Genomic DNA, 13,286 nt, shown 5'->3' with positions numbered 1-13,286 from the left:
TCAGCCGCCGGTGGCGAAGCCGGGGAAGAGGGTCATCCCGCCGTCCACGTACAGCGTGGTGCCGACGACGTAGTCCATCAGGTCCGAGGCCAGGCTGACGGCCGCGTGGGCGATGTCGTCCGGGTCGCCGACGCGGTCGTAGGGGATCAGCCGCAGCAGGTCCTCCTCGGCCTCGGGGGTGTCCCAGGCGTCGCGGTTGATGGGTGTCCGGACGGCGCCCGGCGCGATGGCGTTGACGCGGATCTTCTTCGGCGCGAGCTCCTGGGCGAGGGTCGCCATCATCATCTGCACGCCTCCCTTGGAGGCCGCGTAGTTGACGTGCCCGGACCAGGGGATGACCTGGTGCACGGAGCTCATACAGATGATCTTGCCCGCGGAGCGCGACACCTCCGGGACGACACCGCGCCGCACGAACTCCTTGCTCGCCTCCCGGGCACACAGGAACTGACCGGTGAGGTTCACGTCCAGGACCTTCTGCCACTGGGCGAGCGTCATCTCCGTCAGCGGGGCGTCACGCTGCATCCCCGCGTTGGCGACGAGGACGTCGATGGTGCCGAACTCCTCGACCATCCACCCCATCATGCCGACGACCTGGTCCTCCGCGGAGACGTCCGCCCGGTGGGCCGCAGCCCGCACCCCGAACGACTCGATCCGCGCGACCACCTCGTCGGCTTCCTCCGGGCCGGTCACATAGTTCACGACCACGTCGGCCCCCGCCCGGCCCAGGGCGATGGCCGTCGCCTTGCCGATGCCCGAGTTGGCACCGGTGACCAGGGCCTTCTGGCCCTTCAGCAACTGGGCGGGGACCACGTCGGGTGGCGTGTCCTCGGTCGATCGCACGATGAGTGTCTCCTCCACTGCCGGCCGGGGCCCGGGCCGCGGGGTCGGGGCAGGGTCACACAATCACCGCGGCCCGGCGGCGGCGCGCCGTACGGGGCGGGGTTGGGCCGACCGAGGGAGCAGGTTCGCCCGCAGGCAGGTGGCCCGCCGGGGTGCCCGCACGGCTGTCGGGTTCACGTGCTCACGGGACGGTCCTGCGGCGTCCCCGCCGGGGCGTCCGGCGACGGCTCGGCGGACCTGCCGAGGACCGGCACGGGGTGGCCCACCGGCAGCAGCTGGACGGTGACGAAGGCGGTCACGGCCGCGAGAATCACCACCGGCGTCATTCCGGCGCCGCCCATGATCAGGACGACCAGCACCACACTGCTCACCGGCAGACGCAGGGTCGCCGCGGACGCCGCGGCCATGCCCGCCGCCATGCCGGGCACGATCCCCAGCCCGGGCAGGGGCGCCAGCAGCACACCCAGGGCGGCCCCGAGGAACAGCGCGGGGAAGACGGGACCGCCCCGCAGGCTCCCCAGGCAGAGCGTGTAGGCCACCGCCTTGCACACCAGCACCGCGACCAGGGCCCCCACACCCCACGCGTGGGGATCCTGGGCGATGCGGGCCAGCGTCGCCTCGCCCGAGGAGGCCACGTCGGCGGGGGAGCGGTCGACCGCCAGCGTGTACACCGCGGCGCACACCCCGGCCGCCAGGGCGCACACCGTCGTACGGGCGACGGGACCGCGCGCGATGAACGCGGCCGTCATCCGGCCGCCGTCCAGCACGAAGTGCAGCACGACGGCGATCGCGACGGCCATGAGGACGGACCACACCACGTCCCCGGCGTCCAGGCGCGGCGAGGGCACCCCGAGATCCAGGGACAGGCTGCCCGTGGACAGGCCGGTCCACCGGCCGAACCCGGTGAAGACCAGCGAGCCGATCCCGCTGGCCAGCAGTGCCGGGAGCATGACGGCGAACAGCCGTGGTCCGCCCACCCCGGCCACCTCGATGAGGATGACCGCGCCGATCACGGGGTCCCCGAAGATCGCCGGCAGGGCGGCCGCGGCACCGGCCGCCCCCAGGAGCGCCGAGCTCTCCGGTGACGCCGGGGCACGGGCCAGACGGGCGAAGAGCAGGGCCAGCCCGCCGCCGAGCGCGATGAGCGGAGCCTCGGGGCCGAGGACCGCCCCGAAGGGCAGGCTGGCCAGCGCCGCGAGCAGCACGCCCGGCAGGGCCGCGGGACTCATGCCGCCGGCGTGCAGACCGCCGGCCGGAAGATGACCTCCGGCGCCCTTCAAGTGCCGGACCACGAGGCCGACCACGAGGCCCGCGAAGGTGAGCAGCGGCAGCGGCCACCACCACGGAGGGGTGTCCCAGCCCAGCTCATGGGGCAGTTCGTCCCACAGCTGGTGCTCGAGTTCGTGCATCCCCGCCAGGAACCAGAAGGCGGCCAGCGCGACAGGGACGCCGATGAAGGACGAGAAGACGAGCCCCCTGCGGTAGGCCGGGGTGCGCAGCAACTCCCGCAGCCGCTCGGCCTCCTCGGGCTGCGCACCACCGCCCGCGCCGGTCGGGTGCTCCGGCGGATCGCCGCCGTCGGGAGCCGCCGGGTGCCCGGATCGCGCGGCGCCCTGCGGAGAGGGGTGATCCGGCCGGCTCGCGCCGCCCGGACCGGTCGGGTGTTCCGGCTCGTGGACCACGCCGTCGCCCTCCGGATCAGCCGAGGAGCCGGCGCTTCTGGTCCGCGAACTCCTCCTCGGTCAGGATGCCCTGGGCCTTGAGATCGGCCAGTTGCTTCAGCTGGCCGATCCTCGCCGTCATGTCGTCGTCCGTCTGCGGCTGGGCGGGCTCGGCGGGTTCCGGCGGGGCGGGCCGGTAGGCGGGCTCCTGGTAGCCGACCGCGCGGGCCCGGTCCTGCTCGGCCCATCTGCCGGCCTGCCGCCGCGAGACCCGGTTGGACACCGCCGTCGCCGTACCCGAGATCACGGCGGTGCGGGCGATACCTCGCAGAAGTCCTGGCATGTCACTCGTCTCCCGATCGCGGTGCGGGTCGCGGCGCCGGGGCGCACGCGCAAGGGTGAAGGGACGGCCGCGGCTCAGCCGCCCGGTGCCGTCGCCTCGACGGCGTCGAGCGTGGCCAGCAGGGCGTCCACCGGGATGCGTCCACTGGCCACCACCTGCGCCCCGCCGCGGCGCAGCGCACGGGCCAGCGGCGCCGCCCACAGGTTCTCGTACACCACGACGGCGGCCGAGTTCCCCGGCTCCAGCGCGGCGCCCGCCTCGTCCAGGTCGCCCTGGTCCAGCAGTCCCGAGGAGGCCCCCTCGAACACGGTCAGCTCGGTCTCGTCGCCCATCTCCCGCAGCTCGACCGCGCCGACCGACCCGTCGGCGTCCTTGCGCACGAAGACGAGGTCGAGGATGCGGATGATGCCGCGTTCCACCAGGTCGACAAGCAGGGGCAGTCCCTCACCGGTCATCCGGCTGCCGGGGAACTCGACCACCAGGTAGTCCACGGGCCCCATGTCCTCGATGTCCTGCTGCATGGCCACTCCTTCGAGGTGGGTACGGCCTCGGCCGGCTCCCCGGACCCCGGATCCCCGGCGGGGAAACGCTCCTCAAGCCATTGCAGCACTCGGCCCGGGCCCGTGCACGTCCGAGGGCGCGGACCGGCTCCCCCCGCCCGGGCGGAGCGGGCCCCGCCCGGCGGGTGCCGAGCTGCCCGACCGCCCGAGCGCTCGTCAGGCCGCCCTGCCGCGTGATGCGGCGTGACGGGCCGGCACGGACGCGCGGGTCGCGCCGGCTCCGCCCTCCGCGCGGGCCGCGGTCGCCCTGCCGCCGTGGACGAGACGCAGCCGGCGGGGCCGGGCATGCCGGGCGGCGCCGGGTTCCGCCTGGCGCAGGAGCCGGTCCTCGAGCGCGCTCATGCCCGTCAGGAGCAGGGCGAGCCCGGGCAGCAACAGAACGGCGACGATCAGCATGGGCCTTTTCCTCCCGGACGCGGCGTGTCATCCGGGTGCCCGGCGAGACCCGAAGGATGGCCGTCACCGAGTGGAGAACGAGCAACGTTCCGACAAACGGAACGCAATGCCACCAACCGGGTGCGCCGCTGCGCCGGGTGCGCCGTGCCTGCCGTGTCTGCCGTGTCTGCCGGGTCTGCCGGGTCTGCCGTGCCTGTCGTGCCTGCCCGGCCCCCGGCGACCGCTGCCGGGCCGCGCGGGACCCGGGCTGTCGCCGGGCGGGAACGCCCCGTCGGCTACGCCCCGCCGGCTACGCCCCGTTCGCGGACCCGGCCGGGCGCATCCACCATGCGGCGGACGTGTCGCGCAGGGTGTTGGTGCCGCAGTGCACCTCGCCCATCCCGAGGTGGTACGTGTACCAGTCGTCGATGTAGGACACCTTCAGGCCGGCTCGCCGGTAGACGGCCGTGACGGCCTCCGTGAACACGTCCTTGCCGCCGATGACGGGGCCCCACTGGCGCGGCGCGAGGTAGCGGTCGCGGGCCAGCAGCACGCCGTTGACCGCGCCGGGGACGTACGCGCTGGTCGTGACCGTCGCCGCGGCGGCCCCGCGCACGGCCGACGGGTTCTCGGTCAGCCACTTCTGCTGGCCGTGCTTCCCGAGGCCGTTCACCAGGTCGGATCCGGCCCCCATACGGGTCAGCCGGGGTACGGGGATCTCCCGGCCGCCGGCGGTCTCGGCCTCCGAGTCACGCGTGTACAGCGCGGGAACGCGCACGATCTCCGCGTCCGTGACCCCCGTCTCGCGCTTGAGGATGTCCAGGTTCGCCGCGATGCGCCGGGCCGCCATCTCGTTGTCGGCCACCAGGTGACGGGAGGCGAGCGCCTGGCTGATGGTCTCCTTCGGCGCCGGGCTGCCGCTGCGGCCCGGGACGGAGAACATCTTCGTCCGGCCGTGGCCGTCCCGTTCGGCATCGCGCAGCAGCCGCAGTCCCGCCTTCGGGTCGGCCACCCCGATGCGCCAGCCGCGCGGGGTGTCGGCGGGCAGGAACTGCACGAACTCGTCGACATGGCCGACCCCCAGCCACGAGGTGTCGAGCAGCAGGGGGTCCTGCATGCCCTGCGACGCGAGCATCGTCCGCATCACCTTCGACGGGCGGGCCCCGATGTCCTTGCGCTCGCCCATGATGATCCGCCCGGCGGGGAAGGCGCGCCCACCGTGCGCGTAGGGCGGGATCGTCTCCAGGTTGCCCATGGAGTCGAGCGACCAGTCGACGGGCTCCGCCCGGTCGGTCACCTGCACCACGCCGATGTCCTGGCCGCGGAGCCTCTCGAACAGCTCCCGGCCGGCGTCCCGGTCGGGCTGTGCCGAGCGCAGCATGACGCGCATCGCGTGCCGCCGGCCGTCCGGCCCGGTCATGCTGACGTACGCCGGTTCGACGAAGTCCTGTGCCCAGCGGTCTGCGTACTTCTCGAAGGTGATCAGCGGAGTGGTGACACCGGCCTTCTCGACCTCCTTCGCGAATTCGGCGACGAACTGGCGCTGAAGCCGGCTGTCCGGCCCGTCGCCCTGCACCTTGGAGACCATCACCTGCTGCGTTTCCTGGAGGTGATGCTGCGTCAGCAGGGGTGCGACGCGCAGTGTGACGGCGTCGGAGGTCGATCTCCGCCCCGACGTCACCGTCAGCCGGATCACCGCGCGGCCGTCCCACTTCGCCTTGTCCCGGACGACGTCGGTGGCCTCGACGCCGAACTCCGCACCGGAGCGCAACTCGGCGGCCGTCAACGTGGTGGCGGGGGTGACCGGCACCCATCTGCCGGAGCGCTTGAGGAAGAGGTGGGTGTGCCGGGCGCCCGTGCTGATCTTCAGGGTGCCCTTGGCGCCGGAGGCGAGGCCGGGCATCGGCACGGACCTGACCCGGGCGAGGTCGGCGGCGTCCTCGCTGCCGTTGACCTTGGTGTCGGTGCCGTCGTTGCACGCGGCCAACTGGGCGTCGGTCAGCGGGTCGCCACCCGGCCCGCTGACCCGGCACCGCTTGGAGTCGTCGTCGATGTTGGGCAGGAACACGGCTCCCCGCTCGACGGTCCAGCCGTTCTCGCCCCGGGTGTCGCTGCCGCCGGTGACATCGACCTTGCCGTCGCGGTCGACGTCCGCCCGGAGGTCGGCCCGTCCGCCCGCGTCGGCCGCGAACGCGGAGCCGCCGGCCGGGCCGGCCAGCACGGATCCCGCGGCGGCGAGGGCCAGCACGACGGACCCGGCCGGATACAGGCGCGGGCGTATACGCGTACGTGAACGCACAGCTCATTCCTCTCGGTTGGCAGGTTGCGCCCTGCAAGAGGAGAGACGGTGGCCGTGCGTTCACTGCGCGGTGCGATTTCACCGGGACGAGCCGCCCGGCCCGGTCGGTCACCGCGGCCGCCGGGCCCGTGCCCTGGTCTGTCAGCTGGTGTCGACCCTGAGTCCGGCGGATCGCGCCAGGGACGTCAGCGATTCTCGCGGAGCACACCGGCGAGATCCCGGGACGCGGAACCAGGATCGGGCGATGCCTTCACACCTGGTTCTCCCCTCCTGGTGCGGCCGAAGGACCGCAGGACAGGGAAGCGAATTCGTGATCCAACGCCTCTACACAGCCGGAGATTTACGCCCTAGCCTCGGCCCTGCCCCCCAAGTTACCTGCCAGTCAACCAATCTGTGATGGGTGCCCTCGGGCCCGGAGGCCGATATGAGTTCCGCGCAGTACCTTCTCGAAAGCCGCCCGCATTCCGTGGCGCACCTGTTCCTGTCACGGGTCGGGGCCACCCCCGATCGGGAGGCGTACCGGTACCCCGCGGAGGTCGACGGTGGCGGTGAGGAATGGCGTTCGCTGACGTGGGCGCAGACGGCTCAGCGGGTGAAGGCGATCGCGGCCGGTTTGCTCGCCCTGGGCCTGCGAAGCGAGGAGCGGGTGGCGATCTCCTCGTCGACGCGGATCGAGTGGATCCTCGCCGACATGGGCGTCATGTGCGCGGGGGCGGCGGCGACGGCCGTCTACCCCAGCACCAACGGCGAGGAGACGGCGTACATCCTGGCCGACTCCGGCAGTCGCGTGATCTTCGTCGAGGACGCCGAGCAATTGGCCAAGGTCGCCGCACACAAGGGCGAACTGCCGGACCTGGAGTACGTGGTCCTCTTCGACACCGCACCGGATGCGGCCGGGGCCGAGGGGCTGGAGGTGCTCACCCTCGCCGAGCTGGAGCGGCGCGGCACCGCGTATCTCGCGAAGGACCCCGGCGCGGTCGAGACGACGGTTCAGGGCATCGGCCCGGAGCAACTGGCCACCCTGATCTACACCTCCGGCACGACCGGCCGCCCGAAGGGTGTGCGGCTGGTGCACGACTGCTGGTCGTACCAGGGCGTCGCCCAGGAGTCGACGGGCCTCGTGCTCCCGGACGACGTGCAGTTCCTGTGGCTGCCGCTGTCCCATGTGTTCGGCAAGGCCCTGATCGCCGGCCAGGTGCAGTCCGGTCACGTCATGGCCGTGGACGGCCGGATCGACCGCATCATCACGAACCTGCCGGTCGTCCGGCCCACCATCATGGCCTCGGCGCCCCGCATCTTCGAGAAGGTCTACAACGGCATCGCCGCCAAGGCGCGCGCCGAAGGCGGAGCCAAGTACAGGATCTTCCGGTGGGCGGCGAAGGTCGCCCGCGACCACGCCAGGACCGCCCAGGAGCAGATGACCGCGACCGGCCGCCGCACGGTGCCGCTGTCCCTCACGGTCCAGCACGCCGTCGCCGACAAGCTGGTCTACGGCAAGATCCGCGCGGCCTTCGGCGGCCGGCTGCGCGGCAGCGCCTCGGGCAGCGCCGCGCTCGCGCCCGACATCGGTTACTTCTTCGCCGGTGCCGGCGTCCCCGTGCTGGAGGGCTACGGGCTCACGGAGACCAGCGCGGCCTGCACCGTCAACCCGGCCGACGACAGCCGGGTGGGCACCGTCGGCAAGGCGCTGCCCGGCACCGAGGTCCGCATCGCCGAGGACGGCGAGATCCTCCTGCGCGGCCCGGGCATCATGCGCGGCTACCACAACCTCCCGGACAAGACGGCTGAAGTCCTGGAGTCCGACGGCTGGTTGCGCACCGGGGACATCGGCGAGATCGACAAGGACGGCTACGTCCGGATCACCGACCGCAAGAAGGACCTCTTCAAGACCTCCGGCGGCAAGTACGTGGCCCCCACCGAGATCGAAGGCCGCTTCAAAGCCGTCTGCCCCTTCGCGAGCCACATCCTGGTCATCGGCAACGACCGCAACTACTGCACCGCCCTGATCGCCCTCGACGAGAGCGTGATCATGCCCTGGGCCGCCGCCAACGGCCTCGGCGGCCGCCCGTACGGCGAGGTCGTCGTCTCCCCGGAGGTCCACGCGCTCATCGACGGCTTCGTCCAGCGGCTCAACGCCGACCTCCAGCGCTGGCAGACGATCAAGAAGTTCACCGTCCTGCCCCGCGATCTGGACATCGAGCACGGCGAGCTGACCCCGAGCCTGAAGGTCAAGCGCCCCGTCGTCGAGCGCGCATACGCCGGCCTGGTCGAGGCCATGTACGAAGGCGCCCGCGAAGCCTGAGGCCCGACCGCTGTCCGGTACGCAGCCCCGTACCGGACAGCGGCCCGCTCTCGTGGCACCGGTCGGGACGCGGACTTACGTCCCACCGCGATTGCTGCCGACGAAGGCGAGGACCGCGACCGGGAGCAACAGCATCCACTGCGGGAGCCGAAGCACCAGGGAGCCGAGCAGCAGGTCCGCGGTGACCATGTGCCAGACGACGTGCAGGGTGCGCTTGGGCTCGGCGGCCACCGTGCTGCGCAGGAGCGGGCGGACGACCGACCGGCCGCCGGCCGTGGCGTGGATGCCGGTGGTGACGACCGCGATGCCGCCCGCGGTGAGCAGCCAGCCGTTCACCGGGCCTCGATCCCTTTGGTGACGACCCCGGCGATACGGCGTGCCAGATCCGGGGCGGGGTGTTCACCGATGACGCCCAGGTGGAAGAGGACGGCTCCGGCCAAGGTGTCCAGGACAAGGTCGACCGGCAGGTCCGCGCCGGTCTCACCGCGCTGCTCCGCCCGGTGGTCGAACACGGTGACGAGCCGTTCCTTGGCCGGCTGGAGGAACCGGGAGCGGATCGTCGCGCGCAGTTCCGGAGTGGCGGCGAAGTCGGCCAGCAGGCCGGGCAGGGCCGACGCGGCCGCCGGTGTGGAGAACTCCTCGACCAACGACTGCACCACGACGGTCACGTCACCGTCCAGCGTCCCGGTGTCCGGCAGGTCCGCCGTGTCCGATGAGGTGAAAACCGCCTCGTAGACCAGTTCCGGCTTGCCGGACCAGCGGCGGTAGCATCCGCGCCTCGGATGCCCGTGCAACGTCCGCACTGGTCACCACGCTGATCACCCGTGCCGTCAAGGCCGCGTCAAGGCCGGGACCGGCCCCGTATGGGAGGCGTCAACGACCGGCCCGATCCGGCCATCGGGGCGTTTCCCTGTTCTGGTCCGTTTCCGTCGACCTTCACTCAGGAGTTCGCGATGGCCGATCTGGCCTTCGTCGTCGCCGTGCTCGCGGGGTTCGCGCTGGTGGCCCTCGTCGCCAAGGGGGTGACCAGGCTGTGACCGCCGAGAACATCGTCGGCCTGGTCGTGGCCGTCGCCCTGCTGGGCTATCTCGTCCTCGCCCTGATCTTCCCGGAGAGGTTCTAGATGAGTCCCGTCCTCGCCGGCGTCCTCCAGTTGCTGGCCCTGGTGGCCGCACTGGCGCTCGTGCACGTCCCCGCCGGCACCTACATGGCCCGGGTCTACACCTCGACGAGACACCTGCGGGTGGAGAGGTGGATCTACAAGGGCATCGGCGCCGACCCGGACACCGGGATGAGGTGGCCGGCGTACCTGCGCGGTGTCCTCGCCTTCTCGGTCGTCGGGGTCCTCTTCCTCTACCTGCTCCAGCGCCTGCAGGGCGTCCTGCCCGGCTCGCTCGGCTTCGCCTCGGTCGGCCCGGCCCAGTCGTTCAACACGGCCGTGTCGTTCGTGACGAACACCAACTGGCAGTCGTACTACGGCGAGCAGACCATGGGGCACGTCGTGCAGACCGCCGGCCTCGCCGTGCAGAACTTCCTGTCGGCGGCGGTCGGCATGGCCGTGGCGGTGGCCCTCGTGCGGGGCTTCGCCTCCTCCCACCGCCGGCTCCGCACCGGCGAACTGGGCAATTTCTGGGCGGACGTGGTGCGCGGCACCGTGCGCATCCTGGTGCCGGCCGCCGCGGTCGCCGCCGTGGTGCTGGTGGCGTGCGGCGCGATACAGAACTTCTCCGGCATCCACGAGGTCGGTCAGTTCATGGGCGGCCACCAGCAGTGGAACGGCGGTGCCGTGGCCTCACAGGAGGCGATCAAGGAACTGGGCACCAACGGCGGTGGCTACTTCAACGCCAACTCCGCGCACCCCTACGAGAATCCGACGCCCTTCACCAACCTCTTCGAGATCTTCCTCATCCTGGTGATCCCCTTCTCGCTGACCCGCACGTTCGGCGTCATGGTCGGGTCGGTGCGGCAGGGGTACGCGATCCTCGCCACGATGTCCACCCTCTGGCTGGGCTTCGTCGCGCTGATGATGTGGAGCGAGTTCACCCACCACGGCCCCGCGCTCCAGGCCGCCGGGGGTGCCCTGGAGGGCAAGGAGGTCCGCTTCGGCGTCGGCTCCTCGTCGATCTTCGCGGTGTCCACCACCCTGACCTCGACCGGCGCGGTGGACTCCTTCCACTCCTCCTTCACCGGCCTCGGCGGCGGCCTCACCCTGCTCGGCATGATGCTGGGCGAGATCGCGCCCGGCGGCACCGGCTCCGGTCTGTACGGCATGCTCGTCCTGGCGGTCATCGCGGTGTTCATCGCCGGCCTCATGGTCGGACGCACACCCGAGTACCTGGGCAAGAAGATCGGCGCGCGGGAGATGAAACTCGCCGCCTGCTACATCCTGGTCACCCCGGCCCTGGTGCTCGTCTTCACGGCCGCCTCCGTGGCCCTGCCGACGCCGCCCCACTCCCTGCTGAACCCCGGCGCGCACGGCTTCTCCGAAGTGCTGTACGCCTTCACCTCCGCCGCGAACAACAACGGCTCGGCCTTCGGGGGCCTGAACGCCGACACCGACTGGTTCAACACCACGACCGGACTCGCCATGCTGCTGGGCCGCTTCCTGCCCATGGTCTTCGTGCTCGCCCTGGCCGGCTCCCTGGCGGTGCAGCGGCCGGTCCCGGTGACCGCAGGCACCCTGCGCACCGAGAAGCCGCTGTTCTCCGGCCTGTTGGTGGGCGCGGTCCTGATCATCACCGGTCTGACGTACTTCCCGGCCCTCGCCCTCGGCCCGCTCGCGGAGGGACTGGCGTCATGACCACCCGTACCGAACCCCACGAGGACTCCATGTCCACTCCCACCCTCACACCCCGCCCGGACACGTCGACGGGGCACACCTCCCCGCACGGCCGCGTGGGCGCCGGCCTCTTCACGCCCGGGCAGCTGATCAGGTCACTGCCGGACGCCTTCCGCAAGCTCGACCCGCGCGTGATGGTCAAGTCGCCCGTCATGTTCGTCGTCTGGATCGGGTCCGTGCTCACCACGGTCGTGTCCGTCACCGACCCGGGCGACTGGTTCGGCTGGACGATCAGCGCGTGGCTGTGGCTGACCGTGGTCTTCGCCAACCTGGCCGAGGCCGTCGCCGAGGGCCGCGGCAAGGCGCAGGCCGACACCCTGCGCAAGGCCAAGACCGACAGCGTCGCCCGCAGGGTGGACGGCACGCGCGTACCCGGCACCGACCTGCGGATCGGCGACCTGGTCGTCTGCGAGGCCGGGGACGTCATCCCCGGGGACGGAGACGTGGTCGAGGGCGTCGCCTCCGTCGACGAGTCGGCCATCACGGGCGAGTCCGCCCCGGTGATCCGCGAGTCGGGCGGCGACCGCTCCGCCGTCACCGGCGGTACGAAGGTGCTGTCCGACCGGATCGTCGTCCGCATCACGACCAGGCCGGGGGAGACCTTCATCGACCGGATGATCGGCCTGGTCGAGGGAGCGGCACGGCAGAAGACGCCCAACGAGATCGCCCTGAACATCCTGCTCGCCTCGCTGACGATCGTCTTCCTGCTGGCCTGCGCCACCCTGCCGTTCTTCGCCGCCCACGCCGGCACCCGCCTGAGCCTCGTCGTGCTGGTGGCCCTGCTGGTCTGCCTGATCCCCACCACGATCGGCGCGCTGCTGTCCGCCATCGGCATCGCCGGAATGGACCGGCTGGTCCAGCGCAACGTGCTGGCCATGTCCGGCCGTGCGGTGGAGGCCGCCGGCGACGTCTCCACGCTGCTGCTCGACAAGACGGGCACCATCACCCTCGGCAACCGCCGGGCCGCCGCCTTCGAGCCGGTGGACGGCGTCGGCGCAGCCGAACTCGCCGATGCCGCCCAGCTGTCGTCGCTGGCGGACGAGACTCCGGAGGGCCGCTCCGTGGTCGTCCTGGCCAAGGAGCGATACGGCCTGCGCGAGCGTGCACTCACCGGTGCCTCCTGGATCCCGTTCACGGCCCAGACCCGGATGTCGGGCGTCGACGCCGACGGGCGGAAGATCCGCAAGGGCGCGACGGCCTCGGTCCTCGCCTGGGTCGAGCAGCGGGGCGGGACGATCGCCCCGGACGCCGCCGGGATCGCCGACCGGATCGCGCAGGCCGGCGGCACCCCGCTGCTCGTCGCGGTCGAGGACGCCGACGGCGCCCGGGTGCTCGGCGTCATCCACCTCAAGGACGTCGTGAAGGACGGCATGCGCGAGCGGTTCGCCGAACTGCGCCGCATGGGCATCAGGACCGTCATGATCACGGGCGACAACCCCCTGACGGCGAAGGCCATCGCCGAGGAGGCCGGGGTCGACGACTTCCTCGCCGAGGCCACTCCCGAGGACAAGATGGCGCTCATCAAGCGCGAGCAGGCGGGCGGCAAGCTGGTCGCCATGACCGGCGACGGCACCAACGACGCCCCCGCGCTGGCCCAGGCGGACGTCGGCGTCGCGATGAACTCGGGCACGTCGGCCGCCAAGGAGGCCGGCAACATGGTCGACCTCGACTCCGACCCCACCAAACTCATCGAGATCGTCGAGATCGGCAAGCAACTCCTCATTACACGAGGCTCGTTGACGACGTTCTCGATAGCCAACGACGTCGCCAAGTACTTCGCGATCATCCCCGCGCTCTTCGCGTCGGTCCACCCCGGCCTCGACAAGCTCAACATCATGCGGCTGTCCTCGCCCGACTCCGCGATCCTGTCGGCCGTCGTCTTCAACGCGCTGATCATCGTCGCGCTGGTGCCGCTGTCCCTCAAGGGCGTGCGGTACCGCCCGATGAGCGCCGACCGGATGCTCCGCCGCAACCTCGCCGTCTACGGACTCGGCGGACTGGTCGCTCCCTTCCTCGGCATCAAGCTCGTCGACCTGCTCCTCTCCCTCGTCCCCGGAATCGGCTGAG

13 protein-coding genes are annotated in these 13,286 nt (G+C 71.8%); 5 read left to right on the top strand and 8 right to left on the bottom strand.

Features of this window, described 5'->3' with window-relative positions; all coding sequences use genetic code 11:
- The 6 genes from ACFYWG_RS02405 to ACFYWG_RS02380 all read right to left on the bottom strand — a co-directional run bounded on the left by ACFYWG_RS02405 (window position 1) and on the right by ACFYWG_RS02380 (window position 6,078).
- Window positions 1–840 carry an SDR family oxidoreductase gene (locus ACFYWG_RS02405; RefSeq protein WP_389198781.1) on the bottom strand — a complete coding sequence of 280 codons (840 nt, stop codon included), beginning with the start codon at window positions 838–840 and terminating at the stop codon, window positions 1–3.
- Window positions 841–1,013: 173 nt separating this feature from the next.
- Window positions 1,014–2,249, bottom strand: a complete 1,236-nt coding sequence (locus ACFYWG_RS02400; RefSeq protein ID WP_389199438.1) for a chloride channel protein — start codon at window positions 2,247–2,249, stop codon at window positions 1,014–1,016.
- Between the two features lie 289 nt (window positions 2,250–2,538).
- Complete coding sequence (locus ACFYWG_RS02395) at window positions 2,539–2,844, bottom strand: SHOCT domain-containing protein (protein WP_376327827.1); 306 nt, start codon at window positions 2,842–2,844, stop codon at window positions 2,539–2,541.
- A 74-nt stretch (window positions 2,845–2,918) separates the two neighbouring features.
- On the bottom strand, window positions 2,919–3,365 hold the full coding sequence (locus tag ACFYWG_RS02390; protein ID WP_376327825.1) for a DUF6325 family protein: 447 nt from the start codon (window positions 3,363–3,365) through the stop codon (window positions 2,919–2,921).
- A gap of 195 nt (window positions 3,366–3,560) precedes the next feature.
- The gene (locus tag ACFYWG_RS02385) at window positions 3,561–3,800 is read right to left on the bottom strand and encodes a hypothetical protein (RefSeq protein WP_383499648.1); all 240 of its coding nucleotides are present in this window, start codon (window positions 3,798–3,800) and stop codon (window positions 3,561–3,563) included.
- A gap of 289 nt (window positions 3,801–4,089) precedes the next feature.
- A complete protein-coding gene (locus tag ACFYWG_RS02380) occupies window positions 4,090–6,078 on the bottom strand; it encodes a protein-arginine deiminase domain-containing protein (protein ID WP_389198778.1) in 1,989 nt (662 codons plus the stop codon).
- A gap of 424 nt (window positions 6,079–6,502) precedes the next feature.
- Here ACFYWG_RS02380 and ACFYWG_RS02375 point away from each other — a divergent pair, with 424 nt between their 5' ends.
- Window positions 6,503–8,380: an AMP-dependent synthetase/ligase gene (locus ACFYWG_RS02375; protein WP_385413843.1), complete on the top strand. Its 1,878-nt coding sequence runs from the start codon at window positions 6,503–6,505 to the stop codon at window positions 8,378–8,380.
- A 75-nt stretch (window positions 8,381–8,455) separates the two neighbouring features.
- Here the strand turns inward: ACFYWG_RS02375 and ACFYWG_RS02370 are convergent, their stop codons facing one another.
- Window positions 8,456–8,716, bottom strand: coding sequence for a hypothetical protein (locus tag ACFYWG_RS02370; protein ID WP_389198776.1), 261 nt, complete (start codon window positions 8,714–8,716; stop codon window positions 8,456–8,458).
- A complete protein-coding gene (locus ACFYWG_RS02365) occupies window positions 8,713–9,183 on the bottom strand; it encodes a TetR-like C-terminal domain-containing protein (protein WP_389198774.1) in 471 nt (156 codons plus the stop codon). Before ACFYWG_RS02365 ends, ACFYWG_RS02370 begins: the two co-directional genes overlap by 4 nt.
- A 60-nt stretch (window positions 9,184–9,243) precedes the next feature.
- Between ACFYWG_RS02365 and ACFYWG_RS02360 the strand changes: the two genes are divergently transcribed.
- Genes ACFYWG_RS02360 through kdpB form a run of 4 tightly spaced genes read left to right on the top strand, consistent with a single transcriptional unit; the run spans window position 9,244 to window position 13,285 of the window.
- Window positions 9,244–9,417: a hypothetical protein gene (locus tag ACFYWG_RS02360; RefSeq protein WP_376327815.1), complete on the top strand. Its 174-nt coding sequence runs from the start codon at window positions 9,244–9,246 to the stop codon at window positions 9,415–9,417.
- On the top strand, window positions 9,414–9,503 hold the full coding sequence (gene kdpF / locus ACFYWG_RS02355; RefSeq protein ID WP_016434100.1) for a K(+)-transporting ATPase subunit F: 90 nt from the start codon (window positions 9,414–9,416) through the stop codon (window positions 9,501–9,503). Before ACFYWG_RS02360 ends, kdpF begins: the two co-directional genes overlap by 4 nt.
- Entirely contained in the window at window positions 9,504–11,180 is a 1,677-nt protein-coding gene (gene kdpA, locus ACFYWG_RS02350; RefSeq protein WP_389198772.1) for a potassium-transporting ATPase subunit KdpA, read from the top strand.
- Window positions 11,177–13,285, top strand: a complete 2,109-nt coding sequence (kdpB, locus tag ACFYWG_RS02345) for a potassium-transporting ATPase subunit KdpB (protein WP_389198770.1) — start codon at window positions 11,177–11,179, stop codon at window positions 13,283–13,285. The genes kdpA and kdpB overlap by 4 nt, the downstream gene beginning before the upstream one ends.
- The last annotated feature ends 1 nt before the right edge of the window (window position 13,286 follow it).

Origin of the sequence: Streptomyces sp. NPDC003456 (genome assembly GCF_042878735.1) — a bacterium.
Classification (GTDB): Bacteria; Actinomycetota; Actinomycetes; order Streptomycetales; family Streptomycetaceae; genus Streptomyces.
The sequence above is the reverse complement of the archived record's forward strand: the minus strand, read 5'-3'. Positions and strand labels throughout refer to the sequence as shown.